Source organism: Pyxidicoccus sp. M6, assembly GCF_055568925.1.
Map to the genome: position 1 here is coordinate 7,868,144 of NZ_CM145714.1, position 19,929 is coordinate 7,888,072.

The following is a 19,929-nucleotide window of genomic DNA, read 5'->3' on the forward strand; positions in this document are numbered from 1 at the left end:
TCAGCGCGGTGCCACGTGCGCCGCGAGCCACTTCGCCACGTTGGCGGCGTCCCATTCGCGCCGCTCTGAAGACCGGCCGTAGCCCTCCGCCGCGCCGCGCGCCTCGTCCAGCGCGGCGCGGTGCTGTCCGTTGAGCCACAGCGCGCGGGCCAGCACGAAGCGCGTCTCCGCCATGTCGGCGGGAGCCGAGCCCAGGGTGACTCGCATCGAGAGGGCCCGTCTCGCGACCTCTTCCGCCGCGGGGCCCCGCCCCTGCCCCACCTGCGTCGACGCCAGCCCGGTGAGGATGTCCGCCAGCGTATCGGAGCCCTCGCTGTGCGCCGCCTGCTCCGCGCGGGCCGCCGACTCGAAGAGGCGCTGCGCCTCCGCGAAGCGCCCTCGCGCCAACAGCACGTGCGCGAGCGTGCACTCGTAGTAGGCGAAGTCCGCGTGTCCCGCGGGCAGCGTCGCCCGCGCCAGGCTCAGCGCGCGCTCCGCGTATTCGAGCGCGGGCCCATACGCGCGGCCGCGCAGCTCCAGCAGCGCGAGCTCGCCATACGCGTTCGCGACCTCCACGCTGTCGTCACCCCAGCCCTTGCGCGACAGCTCCAGGGCCCGGCGCAGGTCTTCACGGGCCTCGTCGAAGCGTCCCAGCTCCTGGAGCAGGATGGCCCGGTTCGTCAGGGGCGTGGCCAGATCCGGGTGCTCCGGGCCGTCCAGCGCCTCCAGCAGCCGCACGGCGCGGTCCTGATACGCCTTGCCCGCCTCGATGTCGCCCTGCCGCCGAGCCACGCGGCCCAGGCTGGTGAGGAGGGACACCACCGCGGGATGGCCCTGCCCCACGGAGCGCTCCATCGCGGAGAGCGCCTGCTGGAAGACCTCTTTCGCCTCCGCGTCGCGCTGCGCGACGTAGAGCAGCGTGCCCCACTGGAGGAAGGCCCGCGCGGTGTCCGGGTGGCTGTCGCCCAGCAGCCGGCGGTAGGCGGAGACGGCCTCCGCGTTGAGCTTCACCGCGGCGTCCAGGTTCCCCTGCGCGAACTCGAGCGCCGCGCGGTTGGTGAGCAGCCGCGCGGCGAGGACGGGCTCGCCGCCCGCGCGCTCCAGCGCCGCCGACGCGAGCTCGACGCCCAGGCGTGCCTCGTCGAAGCGCTTGAGGCGCCGCCCCGCCGCGAACACCCAGTCCGTCCACGCCCTGGCCGCGAGCAGCTCGTGCCGTCCCGCTTCCGCCGCCACCGCCGCGCGCCGCAGCGTCTCCGCCGCCTCGCGGAGGAGGCCCGAGTCGTGCTGCGCCAGACCGTGCAGGTGCAGCACCTCCGCCTCCAGCGGCCGGTAGCCCAGGGCCTCCGCCTCCGTGCGCAGCACCTGCAGGGGCTCCATCACCTGACGGAAGCGGCCCGCCTCGCGCTGCGCGCGCAGCTCCACCAGCCTCAGTCGCGCCGCTTCCACCTTGGTGCGCAGCGCCGCGTCCGACGGAGGCGGCGTGGGCGAGGCGGTGAGCACCGCGACTTCGCCACACGCGGCCAGCTCCGGGAGCGCATGGGCCATGTTCAGCGCGCGGGAGACGACGTCGCGGTCCGCCGCGAGGTACAGCGAGGAGAGCGACTTCATCGCCTGGAGGCCGCGGGCCAGGCAGCGGTCCTGCAGCCAGAGCGTCTCCTCCGGCAGGCGGTGCAGCACCGTGGCGCGGCACACCTCCTGTCGCATCCCGACCCATTGCTTCGCGTAGGCCTCCACCACGTTCCGTGCGGCCCCCCAGGCAGCGTCCGCGTGGGGCAGGCCCGTCTTCGCGAAGGCCTGGGTGGTGGCGCTCGCCGCTTCAGCGTCCCAGATGCCGGCGAGCGCCTGCTGCTGCGCATCGCAGGTGGCGAGCCGGGTGTGCTGCGCGTACTGGGGCGCCGCGAAGGCGGTGGCGGCCGCGAGCAGCGTCACCCCGCCGGCCGCGAGCCACGCCCGCCTGCGCCCTGCGTCGCGCGAGAGCCGCTGCAGCAGCACCTGCATCGACGGGTGACGGCGCGACGGCTCGGTGGCGAGCCCCTGCAACACCACGGCCTTCAGCCACCCGGGCACGCGGGTACCCCGACCCGGGGGAATGTCGCTGACCTTCCCGAGGGTGATGTTCCGGCACACCTCGTCCATGCTGTCCCCGGTGAAGGGGCGCAGGTCGAAGAGGGCCTCGAACAGCGACGCGCAGAAGCTGAACTGGTCCGAGAGCGCGTCGACGGCGCGGCCCTGGAGCTGCTCCGGCGGCATGTAGGCCGGCGTCCCCATGACGCGCCCGGGGCGGGTGAGCTTGACGTCCAGCGCTCCCTGCGCGGTGTCCGCGAGCTCGGGGCGCGGGGCCTGGACTCCCGAGGCCTGGAGCACCAGCCCGAAGTCGGTGAGGCGCGCGCGGCCGTCCTCGCCCACCAGCAGGTTGTCGGGCTTGATGTCGCGGTGAATCAGCCCGTGCGCGTGAGCCGCTTCGAGCCCGCGTCCGACCTGCACGAAGACGTCCACCACCTCGCGCCAGCTTCGCGGCGCCTGGCGCAGCCACTCGCGCAGGTTGCCGCCGCGCACGTACTCCATCGCGATGAACAGGCCGCCGTCCCACGTCCCCACGTCGTGGATGCCCACCACGTTGGGATGCGCCACGCGCGCCATCGCCTGGGCCTCGCGCTGCAGCCGGGGCTGCGCCTCCGCTCCCAACAGCGCGACGAGCTCCGCGCGCAGCAGCTTGAGGCACACCGTGCGGTCCAGCTCCGGGTCCCACGCGGTGTAGACCACGCCCATGCCGCCCTCGCCCAGGGGCTTCAGCACGACGTAGCGGCCCACCCGCGTGCCCTGCGTGAGGCCGCCACGCGAAGGCAACCCGGGCTCACTGACGGGCGCGGACTCCCGAGAGGCTCGCCGCGCGCGGGCCGGAGAGAGCGGCACCGTGCGGTTCGGGTCTCCCGTGTCCGGTGCCACGTCATCCGCACCGGCCTTCAGCCACTGTGCCAGCAGCTCGCGGCACGTGGCACAGGAGGCGACATGCGCGTCCACCTCCGCGCGCGCGGCCTCCGGCAGATGGCCCCCGGCGTAGTCCAGCAGCGCGTTCTCATCGAGGCAGGGCATGGGCTCGACTCACCGGGGGAAGAGCTGGCTCATGCGCAGCTCCACGTTGCTCTGGAGCAGGCGGATGACGCTCTGCAGCTCCGCGGGGCTCAGCTTGTAGCGCTCCTTCAAGAGGCGCAGCGTGTGCTTCACCATGGCCTCCCGCGCATTCGCGAGCCGCCGGCTCAGCGTGGCGCGGTGGACCTGGTAGTGGCGCGCGAGCTGCTCCACGCCCACGCCGTCCGCGAAGTGCAGCCGCAGGAGCGTCTTGTCCTGCGGGTCCAACGCCTCCAGCGCGTCCCGGAAGCACTCGGCGAACTCGCGCTGGTGGCGGCGACGGAGGTAGTCGAGCTCCGGGTCCGCGCGGTTCGACGGCATGTCGAGCAGCGCGTCGTCTCCCTCCTCCTGCCGGACGGAGGCTCGCATGTTCAGGCCATCGCGAATCGCCGCGGCCCGCACCCAGCCCACCAGCGGGCCGCGCCCCGAGTAGTCCAGGATGCGCGGCCGCTCTCCCACGAACAGCTTCTGGCGAAGCTGCTGGGTGAGGTCCTCGCGGAAGTTGGATGGCGAGTCCTTCCGCTGCGCGGACCTGACGGCCGGGGCCAAAATCTTCTCTTCGAAATGACGCAGGGCCGCGGGCTCGTTGCGCGAGCACGCGAAGGCAATCAACAGGTCTTCCGCGTGGAGCGCCTCCAGGCCCTGCTGCACGGGCGTCCCGGGTTGGAGCCGCTCCGCCAGGAACGCGACGAAGTCCGCGGGGGAGAACTCCAGCTCCGGCCATGCCGCCGCCGCCCTGGAGGTACGGACCCGAATGAGGGCCTCGAGCGTCGCGCCGTCGAGGCCCTCGGCGGAGACACCCTCCGGAAGGTGTTCGATGAAGATGGCTGCGAGCTTCACGGCCGGCGTGGGGAGCACGGCCGCAGTGTAGTGGATGCGGGGCCGGCGCCGGTAGACGCCCACCCGTCTCAGGGCGAGCGCAGCATGACGTGCAGCCGGCTGGCGAGTGCGTCGAGCGTGGCGTTCAGCGCACGCAGGGCTGCCTCGGCGCGCGCCCGCTCCACGGCCTCCCACGTGCGCGCGGCGACGTCCTCGGCCAGTGACACCTCGTCGGGCAGCCACCACCGTCCTCCGCATGGATGCGGATTGGCTTTGCGGAGCCTCACAGGCGGGTGCGACGCTGGCTCGAAATGAATCCATCACCCAGTGAGCGGATGCTCTCCATCTTTCGAGAGGGGGGAATCCACTTTGAGTCCGCCGAAGACGCGTGGCAGCGCGCCGAGCATCTCTACCCCCTACTGGGCTGGCTGACCGCCAGCTTCCCCGACGCGCACGCCTTCCTGACCTGCGCGGAATGGCTGCGACAGTGTGCCGCACGCATCGAGGGCAGCGAACCCGCCGCCGCGTTGTTCGCCGAGGCGCGGTCGGACGCGCCCCGTCACGCCCACGTCGTCGCGAGCAGACTGGGGGATGTCCGCAACGAGTGCATCCTGGCACGGCGGCCCGCGGCCGCGGCCTTCGCGGACGCCGCCAGCCACCTCTGCGAAGCCTGGGCGGCCATCATCACCCGGGAAATGGATTCCGAGTCCGAGCCCTGGGCGCGGGCCAAGGCCGCGTCAACGGCCATGCTGACGGCCTGGCTGTATCAACAGGGGCTGGACGAGAAGGACAAGGAGGCGCGGAAGCAGGCTCGGGTCGAGCTCGCCCGGATGCTGCGCGAGGCCCGTGCGAAGCTCCCGGGCCATTGATGCGTTCTGCCCCTGCTCGAGGCCGGCATAGAGTCACGACCGCAACCCAAACACAGGAGTCACCATGAAGTTGATTTCGAGCAGTGCCATCGTGACGGGCGCGGGACAGGGCATCGGACTGGGAATCGCGTCACGGCTCATGCGCGATGGCGCCAACGTCCTGCTCTTCGGCAGGACGGCGTCGAAGCTGGAGGCCGCCGCCGAGGAGCTCAACCGGGCGATGGAGGGGCGCACGCGCGCCGTGGCCCTGGCGGGAGACGTGGTCCGCGCCCAGGACGTGGCGCGCGCCATCGAGGTGGCCACGCGCGAGTTCGGCCTCCCGGGCATCCTCGTGAACAACGCGGGCACCGCCACGCTCCGCCCCCTCCTCGAGCTGCCGGAGGCCGAGTTCGACGACATCCTGGACATCAACCTCAAGGGCCCCTTCCTCTTCACGCAGGCGCTCGCGAAGGCGCTCGTCGCCGCGAAGCAGCCGGGCTCCATCGTCAATATCTCCTCGCTGAACCAGATTGCCGTGACGGACGGGCTCGCCCACTACTGCGCCTCCAAGGCGGGGCTCGCGAACTTTTCGAAGGTGGCGGCCTCGGAGCTGGGGCGGTACGGCATCCGCGTGAATGTCGTGGCGCCGGGAGCCATCCGCACCCCGCTGGCCGAGATGGCCGGGCTCATGCAGGGCCCCATGGGACGCGAGTTCCTCGCCCACACCCCGCTGGGGAAGACGTGCGGCGAGCCAGAGGACGTGGCGAAGGTCGTGTCGTTCCTCTGCAGCGACCTCGCGTCGTGGATGACGGGTGACACCCTCTCCGTCGACGGCGGCAACCACATCCGCGGGCTGCACAGCTACGCGGACACGCTGGGCCTCACCCGTCCCGTGGAGGGCTGAGCCGCCCTCCACGGCTCCGAGCCTCGCCGTTCACCCAGGAGCCGGCGCTTCAACGCGAGGCGCGGACTCCTGCCTTCACCGTGCACTGTCCCCCGACACCCCGCACCCCGTGAGACCCACGCATGCGCCTCCGGCAATCCCTCACATCCGTCCTGGCTGTCCTGCTCCTAGCCGTCCTTCCCCGGTGCGCGCCACCGGACGCGGCGGAGGAAGCTCTTCCGTCCAAGCAGACCTCGCAGGCCCTCACCCCGGGCGGCGGGCTGCGCTTCATGACGTACAACATCAAGCACGGCGAGCTAAGCAGCCTCGACAGCATCGCCACCGTCATCAAGGGACAGACGCCGGACCTCGTCGTGCTCCAGGAGGTGGATGTCCTCACCAACCGCTCGGGCAAGGTGGACCAGGCCACGCGGTTGGGGCAGCTCACCGGCCTCAACTCCGCCTTCATCCCATCACTGCTCAGCTACGACGGTGGGCAGTACGGCCTCGCGGTGCTGTCGCGCTACCCCATCCGCTCCACGCAGCGCATTCCCCTGCGCTCCGCCGCCGAGCAGCGCGTGCTCGGGCTGGTCGAGGTGGAGCTCGACGCGACCCACGTCGTACCCGTGGCCGTCACGCACTTCGGCACCACCGGCGCCACGGAGCGGTCCAACCAGGCGGACGACGTCAAGGCCGCACTGGCGGGCAAGCCGTGGGCGCTGCTGGGTGGAGACCTCAACGCCTCCCCTTCCGAGGCCTGCATCACCAGCCTGAAGACGCTGTTCACGGATGCGTGGACGCGCGGCGGCTCGGGCAGCGGCTACACGCATGACGCGAGCTTCCCCACGAAGCGCATCGACTACGTGATGCTCGGCTCCGCGTGGACGTCGCCGGTGACGGCCTCCGTCGTGGGGGCCTCGTCGCAGTCGGACCACCGGCCGGTGGTGGTGACGCTCATCCTCCCCTGGAGCCAGACGCTCTTCGGCGACCGCGTCCCCGCCAACACCGTGGAGGAGGCGGACACCCGCTCCGTCGAGCTGGGCGTGCGCTTCCGCGGCAACGTCGCCGGCACCATCACCGCGCTGCGCTTCTATCGGGGCACGGGCAACGCCAACGGCTACGTGGCCCGCCTCTGGAACAGCACGGGCACGCTGCTCGCCCAGGTGCCGGTGAGCGACGGACGCATCCCGGGGTGGCAGGAGGTGACGCTGCCCACGCCCGTGCCCATCAGCGCCAACACGCTCTACGTGGCCTCGTACTACACGTCCAACGGCCTCTTCGCGAGAGACCCGTCCGGGCTCGCGAGCGCCGTCACCAGCGGCAACCTGACGGCCCCCGCCAGCTCGAGCGTGGGCGGCAACGGCGTCTACGTCTACGGCTCCGGCGGCTTCCCGGCGAACAGTTACAAGGACACCAACTACTGGGTGGACGTCCGCTTCACGCCGTCGCCCTGAGCGCGCACGGCCACGCGCCAGCGGTTGGGAGTCGTCCCCTCCCAACCGTTGAAGGCGCGGATGAAGGAGTTCAGCTCCTCGTAGCCCAGGAGGAAGGCCACCTCGCTGGCGTCCAAGTCGGTGCTCACGAGGAGCCGGCGCGCCGAGTCGCGGCGCACTTCGTCCAGCAGTTCCTGGTACGTCGCCCCGTCCTCTTCGAGCCGCCGTTGGAGCGTGCGCGGGCTCAGGTGCAGCTCCTTCGCGAGCTTCTCCACGGGGGGGCGCTCCCCTGCATCCGGCGGCGCAGCGCCGCGCGGACATCATCCGCGAGCGTGCGCCGATTCAACCGCTCGTTCAGCGCGGTCTCCAGGCCGGGCACGAGGAGCGTCAGCAGGTCCGCGTTGTGCGTGACGAAGGGCTCGTCGAGCGCCCGCGCGTCGAAGACGAGGAGGTCCACCGACGCGTCGAAGACGACCTTGCACTCGAAGTGGCGGGTGAGTTGCTCCGCGTCGGAGCGCCGCCGCGCGAGCTCGACGCGCCGGGGCACGAGCCGCTTGTCCGTGCCGCGACGGGCGAGCGCCAGGAGCGAGGCGAAGCACGGGCAGCGCCGCGCGCGTGACGTGCATGACGCCGAAGAAGTTCGTCTCGAACTGCTCGCGGAAGTCGTCCTCCGCCACGTCCTCGATGGCGGCCACGTTGCCGTAGCCCGCGTTGTTGACGACGACGTCCAGGCGACCGAAGGCGGAGGTCGCCGTGGCGACGGCGGCCCGCGCGGCGGCGGGGTCCGTCACGTCGAGGGCGACGGCGCGGACCCGCTCGCCGTATTGCTCGACGAGCTCCCGCAACTGCTCCGGCTTGCGAGCCGTGGCCACGAGGCGATGCCCGGCCGCCAGCACGGCCTTCGAGAGAGCGAGCCCGAGCCCGCGGAAGCTTCCAGTGATGAGCCAGACCTTCGACATGGGGACCGTCCTTTTGATGCACCGGAGATTCGGTGCGCCAAGAGTCACGAGCGGCCCCGGCCTGCGCCAATCCGATCGCGCCAGAAAATCAGCGAATCGCGCCACGCCGTTTCGAGGCCGTGCGGCCTCGTGTTTCTTCCCCTCCCCTGCTCAATCCGGGGAGGCCCGAAGCGCCAGGATGAAGCAGACCGTGGCCCCGAGCGCGGCGACGGTGCGCACGTGGTTCCACGCCGTCCAGCCCGACACGTAGCGCGCCCACACGAGGGCCGCGTCCGAGCTGGCCGGAGCGACGGCCGCGAGCGCGTCGTTGCGCGGCACGTTGAACGCCGCCGTCACCCCGACGACGCCGAGCACGTACAGCACGCCGCCCAGCACCAGCCAGCCCGAGCCGGGCCGCTGCCACGAGAGGAGCCCCGTGACACCGGCCCCTACCGCCGCCACCGCCGTGCCGAAGAGCACGGACATGAAGGCGGGCGTCACCGCCGTGACGTTGATGGATTGCATCGCATGCATTCCCTGTGCGGGCGGCAGGCGTGCAAGGCCCTGCATCACGAACGCGGAGAACGCGAAGAAGACCCCGGCCACCACGCCCGAGCCGAGCGCCGACAACCAGGTGCAGACGAGGCGAGTGGTGGAGAGCATGGTGCACCTCACGCGGCCGACAGGGCCACCGACTGACCGATGTACTTCGCGCTCGCCGCCGCCTCCACCAGGAAGCGGCCCACGCTCTTGCGGGACACGCTCATCCCACGGGCCTCTCCCTCCGGAGACGCGAAGGGCACGCCCGCCTCGGCCTCGTCCGTCAGGCCGACGGGCCGCGCGAGCACCCAGTCGAGCCCGCTCTCCCGCACCTCCCGCTCCTGCGCCTCGGTGTCCGCAATCTGCGGCTTCAGCAACAGCGAGAACAACAGCTTCCACTTGAGCGACAGCCGCTCCCACGTCTCCCCCACCCCGTACGTGGTCTGCACCACCAGCTTGCGGACTCCATGCCTGCGCATGGCGGAGATGACGTTCCGCGTCCCCGCCGAGCGCACGTCCATGGGCGTCCTCGCGGTGCCGCGCATCCGCACCGTCAACGGATTCTCGCTGATGCCGAGCGTGACAATCACCGCGTCCTGCCCCTGCACGGCGCGCTCCACGTCCGCCGGGTTCATCACATCCCCGGTGACGACGGTGAGACGCGGTGACGACACGCCGAGCGCCTCCGGCCTGCGGGCAAAGGCCGTCACGTCATGTCCCTCGGACAGCAGTCGCTCCACCGCCGCGCGTCCGGAACCTCCCGTTGCTCCCACGACCAGTACGTTCATCGCGATTCCCTCGGGCTTGATTGCCTGCGCGCAAGATGTCGTCCGGGCCCGTCTCCCTCAATGACCGGCAGTCGCCGTTTCATGCTCGTTCGTCCAGGCGCGGTGGACGCGGCCAATCCCCGGGGGCATTCTCCAGGCATGGTGGACAAGCAGCTCTGGGCGCCCGTGGACCCGCTCGGCGAGGCGCTGCACTTCCTGCGGATGACGGGCAGCTTCTACTGCCAGTCGGAGCTGTCCGAGCCGTGGGGCCTCGGGCTGCCACCCATGCCCGGGTGCATGTGGTTCCACGTCGTGACGGCCGGCCAGTGCTCGCTCGAGGTCGGGGACACCGCGCCCGTCGCCCTGCGGCCGGGGGACCTCGCACTCGTGCCGCATGGCGAAGGCCACTGCCTGCGCAGCGAGCCGCGCGTCGCCACGCCCCTGGCGAATGAGCTGCCGCAGCAGCAGGTCAGCGAGCGCTATTCCGTCCTCCGTCACGGCGGCGGCGGCACGCCGTGCACGCTCATCTGCGGCGCCGTCCGCTTCGACCATCCCGCGGCGCACGCCGTCGTCCGGCTCCTGCCCCGGGTGATTCACCTCGACGCCGCGAGCTCGCCACACGCGGAGTGGATGGAGAGCACGCTCAAGCTCATGGCCGTCGAGGCGAAGGCGTTGCGCCCCGGCGGAGAGACGGTCATCACCCGCCTCGCGGACATCCTCGTCGTCCAGGCCATCCGCTCGTGGATTCAGCAGGACCCGTCCGCGCAGACGGGCTGGCTCGGCGCGCTGCAGGACAAGCAGATCGGGCGGGCCATCATGCTCATCCACCGCGAGCCGGCGCGCCCGTGGACGCTGGCCTCGCTCGCGTCGGAGGTCGCCATGTCGCGCTCGGCCTTCGCGGCGCGCTTCACGGAGCTCGTCGGCGAACCCGCGATGCACTACGTCGCGCGCTGGCGGATGCACATGGCGGTGACGCTCCTCAAGGAGGACACCGCGGGGCTCGGTGAGCTGGCGAGCCGACTCGGCTACCAGTCCGAGGCCGCCTTCAGCCGGGCCTTCAAGCGTTTCATCGGCGTGTCACCGGGCGCGGTGCGGCGCAACCCCGAGGCCTCCGCGCGCCCGCGCATCCGCCGCGCTCGCACCCGCGCGTGACGCGGCCAACACTGCCCTCGAAGGCCGCTGCTTCTCCCCGCTACTGCGCTAGGCTGCGCCTCGCGAAAGGAGCATGCGATGGCGGCGTACATGCTGATGATTCTGGAGCCTCGGGGACAAAGGTTGGAGCGGACGCAGGAGGAGGCGCATCACGCCATGGACCGGATGATTCGCTTCCGTGAGGACTTGAAGACCCGCGGCATCCTCCGGCTCGGGGAGTCGCTGCGCTCGGACGACAGCGCGGTGCGCATCGGGATTCGCGGCGGCAAGCGCATGGTGAGTGATGGCCCCTTCGCCGAGGCCAAGGAGATGGTCGGCGGCATCTTCCTCCTCGACTGCAAGTCGAAGGACGAGGCGCTCGCGATTGCCCACGAGTGTCCCGCCGCGGAGTGGGCCACCGTCGAGGTGCGCGAATTGGGCCCCTGCTTCGCGGACACCGAGGGCTGGCCCACGGAGCTCGTCACCCGGCGGTAGGCAGGACTACGCGGGCTTCGCGCGCGCGGCCAGCATGGGCCGGTACACCGCGCGGTAGGACCACGCCAGGAACAGGTGAAGCGCCAGGAGGACGATGGGGATGACCAATCCCTCCGGCGCAAGGAAGGCGTGGAAGGCGACGATGTTGAGCACCACGGGCGCGGCGATGGTCAGCGCGAGCGGCACGAAGCGGTTCGTCAGCAGCAGCGCGCCCACGAGCACCTCGGTGCCCTTGATGAACTGGAACAGGTAGCCCGACTTCATCATCGCCTCGCCGAGCGCGGCGGCCCCCGGGGGCGGAGGCTCCGCCGGCGGCGGGGCGAGATTGAAGAGGCCCATGATGCCGGGGCCGAGGAGGAGGATTCCCATCAGCACCCGGGCCACCGTGGGCAGGTGCCGGGCAAACGACTTCGAGGTGGAGGTGGCCGCCGCATCCGCGTTGAACGTCGTTTCCGTCGTCATGGTGTGCTCCTTTTTCGGCTTCAGGTTGGTTTCAGCGAGACGACGAACGGGGCTCCGGGAGATCGACACGCCCTGGGATTTTCCAGCGACCGGGCCCAGGTGCCCGGAATCACTGGCCTCTGAGGCCCTGGTCGGAGGTCAGGACTTCTTCCGGGGCGATTCCTCGGGATTTTCCTCGAGGAAATCGCCCAGGCGGTCCAGGCGGCGCTCCCAGAGCGAGCGCCGGTCAGCGAGCCACTGCTCGGCCGCCTGGAGTGCCCGTGGCTCGATGCGGCAGGTGCGCACGCGGCCGACCTTCTCCGTCCGGACCAGGCCGCTCGACTCCAGGACCTGGAGGTGTTGGACCACGGCCGGCAGGGACATGTTGAGCGGCTGTGCGAGCTCGCTGACCGAGGCCGGTCCGCGGCACAGCCGCTCCACCATGCTCCGCCGGCTCGGGTCCGAGAGCGCGTGGAACATCAGGTCGAGTGAGACGCCAGACTGGGGCATGCGCGCTGCGGCGGCTCAGGGAAGTGGCTCAGGGAAGTGGATGACGCGCCCACCCGGTCCCACGGCCCAGATGTTGGACGGGTTGACGCTCACGATGTCCCGGAGCTCGCCTACCGGCGAGGAGGTATACAGCGCCGGCAGCCACTGCGTGCCCGTGAAGCGACGGATGACACCCACCGAGTCCGTGACGTAGAGCGACGTGCGGTCCGGTGCACAGACGCTCGTGTAGTTGGCAACGGCAGGAGGCGTCACGGCCGCCCAGTTCCCTCCTCCCCATCGAGCAATCGCGGAGTTGTCTCCCACCGTGTACGCGAGCGTCGTCGACGTCATCCAGACACTCCGGAGGCTGGATTCATTGGACCCTGGCACGCTCATGTTGCTGGTCTTTGCTCCCCCGGTGTACGTATCGATGAGGGGCTTGTGGTTCCCTCCCGACTCCTGGGTCGCGATGAACAGCCGGGAGCTGTCGAAGCCGTGCACGTCCCGGTAGACAAGGTTGTTGTCGTCCACCTGCGCCGGCGCACTGCCCGACGTCCATGAGTGCAGGCGTCCGCTGTCATCCACCACGTAGAGGAGAGGGGGCGTCCCGTCGAAGCCGATGATGCCCGTGCCGTTGGCGCCACCTGTCAACGTGTGCTGCTGAATGCACGTGGTTCCGTTGTGCTGAGCCACCCGGCCCCCATCGCCCGTGAGGAACACGCTTCCATCGTTGCTCACCCAGGCCGCGTTCCAGTTGGTGGTGTTGCATGCGCCATCGAAGCTGGTGAACGTCCCGTTCGCACTGGTGCGGCGGGCCAGCGCGCCACCAGCCCCGGCAATCCACACCGGGTAGCTGCTGGCGCTGTCCTTGTTGATGGCCACCGTGTTCCAGTTGCGCCCCGTGACGGCCGGGTCCGTCAATTCCTTCCAGCCGACGCCCATGCACACGTTGTTCTCATCGGCGCCAGCGACGCAGTTGTTATCGCGCTGATCGCAGACCTCGGTGCCGTCGCCATTGTTGTACTTGTCCGTGTCGTCGCAGTCGGTCTTGTGGTCCGCCACGTTGGGAGGAACATTCTGGCCGGGGCAGTAGGGCAGCCCGATGGCACCGATCTCGCCGTCCCCGTCGCCGTCCGCATCGGTGTAGTAGTTCTTCGGCGACGGCGCGTTGCAGGAGGTGCCGGTCTTCGCCGTGTTGCATTCATAGACGCCCGGGCAGGCGACGCCGCAAGCGGCCCCCTTCCGGGTCGGCCCCGAAGTGAAGGGCTCGTCCTCGTTGCCGTCGCAGTTGTCGTCCTCCTCGTTGCACAGTTCCTGAGCACCGGGCTTCACCGCGTTCTTGCTGTCGTTGCAGTCGAAGGTGGCGGTGGGCCCCACGTAGCCGGCGGGCTGCATGCAGCCCGTCCTTGAGTCGCTCTGAAGCCCGTAGCCGTCGCCATCCCCGTCGCGGTACCAGACCTTGTTGAAGCCTTCGTCCGGGCCGTTGCGGCAGTTGTCGTCCTCCTCGTTGCACACCTCCTGCGCGTTGGGATTCACGGCGGCCTTGTCGTCGTTGCAGTCGGTGTTGGTGGCCACGTAGCCGCTTGGCGCCCTGCACTTCTGCTGCGAGTCCGAGGCCTTGCCAAAGCCATCGCCGTCCGAGTCCCGGTAGTAAGTGCTCACCGGCAGGCCATCATCCTGCACATTGTCGCAGTCGTTGTCCTTGTCGTCGCACGTCTCCGTCAGCCCGGGCTTGCGCTGGCTGTCGTTGTCATCACAGTCATTGTTGAACACGACGTGGTCAGTGGGTGCCTTGCAGGCCCGCACCTCCGCCCCCGCGCCCACGCCGTCATGGTCCGAGTCCAGATAGAAGCTGCTCTGCGGCAGGCCATCGTCGATGCCGTTGGCACAGTCGTTGTCGACTCCGTCGCACACCTCGGCCCGGCCCGGCGCCCGCTCACCGGTGGAGTCGTCGCAGTCCCCGCCCTGAGCGACGTACTGGGACGGTGCCACGCAGCCCTTCACCGGCTCACCCGTGCCGTACCCGTCTCCATCCCCGTCCCGGTAGTAGGTGCGCTGGGACACGGCTGCGTCGTTGTCCGCGCAGTCCGTGCCTCCGTTGGCTGTGGGGATGAAGCCGTCACCATCGGCGTCCACCGCGCTCAGCGACACCTTCACCGTCTTCACGCCCGCCGTGTCCAGCGTCACCGTCTGCGTGTCGCGCGCCACCTCGGGCCCGGCGCACGACTGCTCGTGCGCGGTGGTGATGAGCTCCAGCGTCCGGCCCCAGTCGTCCTTGCGCTGGACGCTGATGACCACCTGGCGCTTCGACGCCTCGCGGTCGAAGACCCCCACGCTCCCGCTGCTCGTGCGGTCCGGCGCGCCCGTGTCACGGGCCTGAACGGCGATGCAGCCCGCCTTGAAGCTGAAGGAGACCTCCATCTTCACGGCGGCCTGCTGCGAATCGGGAAGCTCGTCCGACTCCTTGCACGCGGCGAGGAGCAGGAGAGGCCACAAGGGGAGCATGAGGCGGCGCATTGGTAGATGGGTGGCGCGGTGACGCTCAAGCGTTCCGTTTCCACCCGCCTCCTTTCAAACCGTGCATGCGGATTTCCCGCACACGGCTTAACGATGGTTGTTCACGTTGCAGCTTGCACGGCTTGGGGTAGCGGATGGTTCCGCGCAATCGGTGCAGGCCGTGTCCCTCAAACCACTCACGCGTCCATTGATTCACCTGCCCGGGCCTCAGCTTGCGCCCGTACCGGCGGACCATGAAGCGCGTCAGCTTCCGCTCTACATACTTGTCGAGCTGGGCGAATTTCCGGGCCGCATTCCCGGTGCGGAAGTAGTTGCCCCATCCTCGGAGCACGGGATTCAGGGCGGCGATGACCACCCGCACGTCCTTCACCCCGCCAAGCCTCGCGTCCGTCAGCTCCTTCGTCCTGGCTCTCACCCGCACCATGCTTCTCTTCGAGGGCCACCGGTGGAGGTAGTAGCGGCGTATCCGCTTCTCTTCCCACAGCTTCCCCGACATCCGCTTGTGCAGGTGGCAACCCAGGAAGTCGAAGCCTTGCTTCCCGTCGCTCAGCTCCACCTTCCGCGTCTTCTCCGGGTGCAGCGTCAGCTTCAACCGCTCGAAGAGACTTCTGACTCTCCGCTCGGCTTCCTCGACTGCCTCGCGGTCCTTGCACAGCACCACGAAGTCATCCGCGTACCTCACCAGTTCGCCCACCCGTGCGCACTGGCGCTGCCATTCGGAGTCGAAGTCGTGCAGGTAGATGTTGGAGAGCAACGGGGAGATGACTCCCCCCTGCGGCGTCCCCGAGATTGTCTCGGAGTGCCGGCCCTCCTCCATCACCCCTGCGCGGAGCCAGCCACGCACCAGCTTGAGGACCCTCCGGTCGCAGACACGGGCCTCCAGCCGCTCCATCAGCAACCCCTGGTCGAGGCTCCCGAAATAGTCGCGGATGTCCGCATCCAGCACGAAGTCCCGTCCGCCGTTGGTCTTCTCGCGGATGGTCTCCAGCGCCTGCAAGGTGCCCAGCCGGGGCCGAAAGCCGAAGGACGAGGGCAGGAAGTCCGCCTCGAATATCGGCTCCAGCACCAGCTTCGCCGCCATCTGCGCGACGCGGTCCTTGACCGTCGGAATCCCCAACGGCCGCAGCTTCCCGTCCGCCTTGGGGATGTACCGCCTGAGTACCGGCGGGGGCCGGTACCGGCCTGCGTGGAGCGCGTCTTGAAGCTCACTCAGCAGCTTCTCGACGCCGTACCGCTCCACCGCCTCCAGCGTGACGCCATCCACGCCAGCGGCGCCCTTGTTTCGTTGCACCCGCCTCCACGCCTCCCACAGGACGTCACTCCGGTGGATTCGGTCAAACAGCGCGTGGAAGCGGCGCCCCTTCTGCTGCTTGGCTGCGACGTAGAGCTTCCTCTGGAGTCGTCGGACTTTCTCGTCCGGCCCTTGCCGAACGGGGTGATTGGGTCCGGTGAGCCGAACCATGCCCTCGCCCTTACCTCCCGCTGAAGCCTTACCAAAGCAGGGCCCCTTCCCTCCGGAGGCGTTATTCGTCGCCTCCCTCCCCGGTACTACGAGCCCCTCGGACTCCCGCTGCGCTCCGCTCGCTTTCGCCTTCGGCTTATACGCGCGGCCCTTGCCGGACGTCGGCTGCGCAGACGGGCCTCTCGTGTTCCGCACCCTTCCTTCAACGCGTGCTGCGCCCTCTACCCCGCCGAGACTCCGCGCGTATCCGGACTTGCCCGCGCTTCGCATGGCCTTCGCCGCGACATGCCCGGCTCGGCTCTCGGGTTGTAACTGTGACGAGGCGGCAGGCTTCACTTGATGTTGCGGCCCGCGTTGTTGCTCCCCTCCCACGACTTTCGCCGTGGAGGGCTTTTGACACCACGCTTCACCTTCGGACCTCTCGACCCTCGGTGGTGGTCTGCTACCGGGCTCTCCGGTGATTACCCGGACGGGACTTTCACCCGCTGGAACGGTGCAGCATGGCACGCCCTCTTCGTCGGGGCTTTCCGACGGACCTGCGGCTGTGCCTTCACGACGCACCATGGGGTGGGCAGTCTACCCGTTTCCAGCCCCGCATCGCTCGTTCCCCAGGGTAGAGGCCCCCTCAGTCGAGGAGCTGCATGAGGTCCGCGCGGGTGATGGCCGCGGCTCCGTCCGCCCCCCCGAGCGCTGACTCGAAAAGTGACCGTTTCTTCTCCTGGAGGGTCAGGATCTTCTCCTCCACCGTGCCCCGGGACACGAGCCGGTAAACCATCACCGGCCGCTGCTGGCCGATGCGGTGCGCGCGGTCCGCGGCCTGGGCCTCCACGGACGGGTTCCACCACGGGTCCACGAGGAACACGTGGTCCGCCGCCGTGAGGTTGAGCCCCGTGGCCCCCGCCTTGAGGGAGATGAGCATCACCGGCGGGCCCTTCGGGTCCTGGAAGGACGCGGCCACGGCGCCGCGGTTGGACGTGCTGCCGTCCAGGCGGATGAACGCAATGCCTGCCTCGCGCAGCGCCGGCTCGATGAGGTCCAGCATGGACGTCCACTGCGAGAAGACGAGCGCCTTGTGGCCCTCCTCCACCGCCGTGCCCAGCGCCTCCAGTAGCGCCTCCACCTTGGAGGACGTCTTCGCCTGCTGGCCCGGCACCAGCGCCGGGTGACAGGCCGCCTGCCGCAGCCGCAGCAGCGCCTCCAGCGCCTTCAGCACGCTGCCGCCCGCCTCGAGCTGCGACACCACCTCCTCGCGCGTCGCGGCATACACGGCGTCGTAGACGGCGCGCTCCCGCTCGTTGAGGTTGACGTGTCGCACGGAGTCGGTGCGCGGCGGCAATTCGGGCGCCACGTCCCGCTTGAGCCGGCGCAGCACGAAGGGGCGGATGCGCGCGCGCAGCGCCTCGGCCGCGCCCTTCTGGTTGTCCGCCACGGGACGGGCCCAGCGCTCGTCGAACTGCTTGCGCCCGCCGAGCAGCCCCGGGTTGGTGAAGTGCATCAGGCTCCAGAGCTCCTCGAGCCGGTTCTCAATCGGCGTGCCGCTCAGCGCCACGCGGAACTGCGCCTGCAAGGCGTACGCGGCGCGCGCCACCTGGCTGTCCGGGTTCTTGATGGCCTGGGCCTCATCCAGCACCACCGTGTCCCACGTCTTCGCGCCGAGCACCTCCGCGTCCAGGCGCAGCAGCGCGTAGGTGGTGAGCGTCACGTCGGCGGACTCGTCGAGGGCGCGTCCAGGGCCGTGGTAGACGGACACCTTCAGCGAGGGACGGAAGCGCTTCACCTCCGCCTCCCAGTTGGGGAGCACGCTCGTGGGGGCCACCACCAGCGTGCCCGGGCCCAGCGTGCAGATGGTCTGCAGCGTCTTGCCCAGGCCCATGTCGTCCGCGAGCACGCCGCCCAGGCCCGCCTGCCGCAGGAAGGTGAGCCAGCTGACGCCCTGGAGCTGGTAGGGGCGCAGCGTGGCGGTGAGGTCCTTCGGGAGCCGCACGTCGGGCAGCTTCTCGAAGCCCTGCACCAGGGGCGCCAGCCGCTCCAGGACCGGCGGTGGCGGATGCTCCAGCGCCTCGCACAAGCCGGTGAGCTGGGGAATGGCGTGGTTGGCGAGCCTCCCGTTGGAGTCGCGCGCGGACAGCAGGTCCGCCACGCGCTGGCCGTGCTGCTTCAGCCACCCGGTGGGCAGCGGCGCCCAGCCTCCACCCTCCAGGGGAACGAGCCCCAGGCCCTCTTCCCACGCGCGCATCACCGCGCTCGCGTCCACCGTGCGCGGCGCTCCCGGCTCCGCGCCCTCCACCTGGAAGTCGAAGGTGACGCCCACGCGCGGCACGCCAGCCTCGGTGACGCCCGCGTCCACGGACATCACCGGGCGCAGCTTCACGTTGGGGCTCACCACGCGCGCCGCGTCGCCGGTGAGGCCACCGCGCCAGCGCCGCAGCCGGTCCGCGAGCTGCACCGCCTCCTTCCCCTGCACCGTCACGCGGCGGCCGGGCACCATGTTCAGCTCGTCGCGCAGGCCGTGGATGAGCTTCTGTTCGGCGGCCTCGTCGCGCACGGGCACCGCGCCGTTCAGGTACACCATGCGCCCGTTGTCGATGCGCACCGACGGCGGCGAGCCGTACACCAACGTGGGCAGCACCGAGAGGCCGGAGTCGAGCTGGTTCAGCTCCAGGGAGATGCGCGGCTTCAGCGTGCGGTCGATGGGCGGCAGCCGCTGGCTCCTCACGTCCACCGGCATGCGGCGCGCGAAGTCCGGCAGCACCTTGCCGGTGAGGTCGCCCATCTGGTCCGGCGAGAAGGCGCGCTCCTGCGGCAGCTTCTCCAGCCGCGCGCCGGTGAGGGCCTGCTCGCCCAGCTTGCACAGCGTCTCCCCGCACAGCGCCACACCGGGGCTGACGACTTCCGTCACGCGCGGGTCCTTCTCCACCTTGAGCACCGTCTGTTCGCCGCGGTCCTCCACGGTGACGCGCGGGAGCAGGGGCTCGCTGGAGACGGACACCAGCGCGCCGTCGAAGATGACGGTGCGCGCGGGCTCCAGCACGCGCAGCAGCGCGTCCAGCCGCTCGGGCGGGAGCGCGCCCTTCGTCGGCTTCAGGAGCAGCTTGTCCGCGAGCAGATCACACGACTCGACGTGGATGCGCGCCGCCTCCACGGGGTTGGTCAGCACGGACGCCAGGCTGCGCGCGAGCAGCCGCGCGGTGTTGTCCGGACGCACCAGCAGCCGCTCGAGCTGGAGGCCTCCGTCCACGCGCTTGAAGCGGTACACCATGCGCTCCGGCTTCGGCGCCGCGCCGGGACGCGCGGCCGGTGCCTGCGCCATCGGAGTCCGCGCCGCACCGGGACGCGCGGCCGGCACCTGCGCCACTGGAGGCCGCGCGGCTGTCACCTGATTCACCGGGGCGCGCTGCGCGGGTGCGCGCTGAGTCACGGAGTGGTGGAGGACGAGGGCCGCCGCGACGACGTGCTCGCACGGGTCCACCTTGCCGCGGCAGTCGCACTCCCAGATGTCGTCCTCCGGGTAGAGCACCGTGGTGATGGGCGCGGGCCGGCCGCTGACGCGCACGCGCAGCACGGCCTCCTCTTCTCCGACGGACTGCACCGAGACGGCGCCCGCGCGGGCGAGCCCCATGCCGGCGGACCAGGTGTCCGGACGCGCTTCCTCCCGGACGGCTTCGAGCAGCTCCGCGGTCAAAGACATGACGAGGCCCACTCCCTATCCCCGCGACACGCCCCGCGCAACTAGAGTGCCGCGACATGGTGCGTCGTGAAGGCACAGCCGCAGGTCCGTCGGAAAGCCCCGACGAAGAGGGCGTGCCATGCTGCACCGTTCCAGCGGGTGAAAGTCCCGTCCGGGTAATCACCGGAGAGCCCGGTAGCAGACCACCACCGAGGGTCGAGAGGTCCGAAGGTGAAGCGTGGTGTCAAAAGCCCTCCACGGCGAAAGTCGTGGGAGGGGAGCAACAACGCGGGCCGCAACATCAAGTGAAGCCTGCCGCCTCGTCACAGTTACAACCCGAGAGCCGAGCCGGGCATGTCGCGGCGAAGGCCATGCGAAGCGCGGGCAAGTC

General features: G+C 70.2%; 17 protein-coding genes and 1 pseudogene. 5 read left to right on the plus strand and 13 right to left on the minus strand.

The features are described from left to right. From ACVTJA_RS30925 to ACVTJA_RS30935, 3 genes are read right to left on the minus strand one after another with little or no spacing between them, the layout of a single operon-like run. A complete protein-coding gene (locus ACVTJA_RS30925) occupies nt 1-3,072 on the minus strand; it encodes a tetratricopeptide repeat protein (RefSeq protein ID WP_465825108.1) in 3,072 nt (1,023 codons plus the stop codon). 9 nt (nt 3,073-3,081) lie between these two features. Next, nucleotides 3,082-4,011, minus strand: a complete 930-nt coding sequence (locus ACVTJA_RS30930) for a sigma factor-like helix-turn-helix DNA-binding protein (RefSeq protein ID WP_465825109.1) — start codon at nt 4,009-4,011, stop codon at nt 3,082-3,084. A gap of 5 nt (nt 4,012-4,016) precedes the next feature. Beyond that, entirely contained in the window at nt 4,017-4,154 is a 138-nt protein-coding gene (locus ACVTJA_RS30935; RefSeq protein WP_465825110.1) for a hypothetical protein, read from the minus strand. Between the two features lie 108 nt (nt 4,155-4,262). Between ACVTJA_RS30935 and ACVTJA_RS30940 the strand changes: the two genes are divergently transcribed. The 3 genes from ACVTJA_RS30940 (at nt 4,263) to ACVTJA_RS30950 (ending at nt 7,112) form a co-directional block, all read left to right on the plus strand. Further along, a complete protein-coding gene (locus ACVTJA_RS30940; protein WP_465825111.1) occupies nt 4,263-4,796 on the plus strand; it encodes a hypothetical protein in 534 nt (177 codons plus the stop codon). 64 nt (nt 4,797-4,860) lie between these two features. Continuing rightward, on the plus strand, nt 4,861-5,679 hold the full coding sequence (locus ACVTJA_RS30945) for an SDR family NAD(P)-dependent oxidoreductase (protein WP_465825112.1): 819 nt from the start codon (nt 4,861-4,863) through the stop codon (nt 5,677-5,679). Nucleotides 5,680-5,801: 122 nt separating this feature from the next. Then, nucleotides 5,802-7,112 carry a DUF4082 domain-containing protein gene (locus ACVTJA_RS30950; protein ID WP_465825113.1) on the plus strand — a complete coding sequence of 437 codons (1,311 nt, stop codon included), beginning with the start codon at nt 5,802-5,804 and terminating at the stop codon, nt 7,110-7,112. On the opposite strand, the gene ACVTJA_RS30955 is transcribed toward ACVTJA_RS30950, so the two are convergent. The 5 genes and pseudogenes from ACVTJA_RS30955 to ACVTJA_RS30975 form a co-directional block, all read right to left on the minus strand. After that, nucleotides 7,076-7,366 (minus strand): helix-turn-helix domain-containing protein, encoded by a 291-nt coding sequence (locus ACVTJA_RS30955; RefSeq protein WP_465825114.1) that lies wholly within the window; start codon nt 7,364-7,366, stop codon nt 7,076-7,078. The two genes, ACVTJA_RS30950 and ACVTJA_RS30955, sit on opposite strands and share 37 nt — an antisense overlap. Next, a complete protein-coding gene (locus ACVTJA_RS30960) occupies nt 7,336-7,638 on the minus strand; it encodes an AraC family transcriptional regulator ligand-binding domain-containing protein (RefSeq protein ID WP_465825115.1) in 303 nt (100 codons plus the stop codon). The genes ACVTJA_RS30955 and ACVTJA_RS30960 overlap by 31 nt, the downstream gene beginning before the upstream one ends. A 103-nt stretch (nt 7,639-7,741) precedes the next feature. Next, nucleotides 7,742-8,050 (minus strand): annotated as a pseudogene (locus ACVTJA_RS30965) (SDR family NAD(P)-dependent oxidoreductase); the annotation flags it as partial. Between the two features lie 150 nt (nt 8,051-8,200). Continuing rightward, entirely contained in the window at nt 8,201-8,692 is a 492-nt protein-coding gene (locus ACVTJA_RS30970) for an anthrone oxygenase family protein (protein WP_465825116.1), read from the minus strand. A gap of 8 nt (nt 8,693-8,700) precedes the next feature. After that, the gene (locus ACVTJA_RS30975) at nt 8,701-9,357 is read right to left on the minus strand and encodes an NAD(P)-dependent oxidoreductase (RefSeq protein WP_465825117.1); all 657 of its coding nucleotides are present in this window, start codon (nt 9,355-9,357) and stop codon (nt 8,701-8,703) included. A gap of 81 nt (nt 9,358-9,438) precedes the next feature. Here ACVTJA_RS30975 and ACVTJA_RS30980 point away from each other — a divergent pair, with 81 nt between their 5' ends. Both ACVTJA_RS30980 and ACVTJA_RS30985 read left to right on the plus strand, forming a co-directional pair. Next, nucleotides 9,439-10,488, plus strand: coding sequence for an AraC family transcriptional regulator (locus ACVTJA_RS30980; protein WP_465825118.1), 1,050 nt, complete (start codon nt 9,439-9,441; stop codon nt 10,486-10,488). 78 nt (nt 10,489-10,566) lie between these two features. Further along, the gene (locus tag ACVTJA_RS30985) at nt 10,567-10,962 is read left to right on the plus strand and encodes a YciI family protein (RefSeq protein ID WP_465825119.1); all 396 of its coding nucleotides are present in this window, start codon (nt 10,567-10,569) and stop codon (nt 10,960-10,962) included. A 6-nt stretch (nt 10,963-10,968) separates the two neighbouring features. Here ACVTJA_RS30985 and ACVTJA_RS30990 read toward each other — a convergent pair whose 3' ends face one another. The 5 genes from ACVTJA_RS30990 to ACVTJA_RS31010 form a co-directional block, all read right to left on the minus strand. Then, nucleotides 10,969-11,424 (minus strand): DoxX family protein, encoded by a 456-nt coding sequence (locus ACVTJA_RS30990; protein ID WP_465825120.1) that lies wholly within the window; start codon nt 11,422-11,424, stop codon nt 10,969-10,971. Nucleotides 11,425-11,562: 138 nt separating this feature from the next. Then, nucleotides 11,563-11,913, minus strand: a complete 351-nt coding sequence (locus ACVTJA_RS30995; protein WP_465825121.1) for an ArsR/SmtB family transcription factor — start codon at nt 11,911-11,913, stop codon at nt 11,563-11,565. A gap of 15 nt (nt 11,914-11,928) precedes the next feature. Next, nucleotides 11,929-14,397, minus strand: coding sequence for a MopE-related protein (locus tag ACVTJA_RS31000; protein WP_465825122.1), 2,469 nt, complete (start codon nt 14,395-14,397; stop codon nt 11,929-11,931). A gap of 37 nt (nt 14,398-14,434) precedes the next feature. Beyond that, complete coding sequence (ltrA, locus tag ACVTJA_RS31005; protein WP_465825123.1) at nt 14,435-15,700, minus strand: group II intron reverse transcriptase/maturase; 1,266 nt, start codon at nt 15,698-15,700, stop codon at nt 14,435-14,437. Between the two features lie 796 nt (nt 15,701-16,496). After that, on the minus strand, nt 16,497-19,559 hold the full coding sequence (locus ACVTJA_RS31010) for an SNF2-related protein (RefSeq protein WP_465825124.1): 3,063 nt from the start codon (nt 19,557-19,559) through the stop codon (nt 16,497-16,499). Nucleotides 19,560-19,929 lie beyond the last annotated feature (370 nt).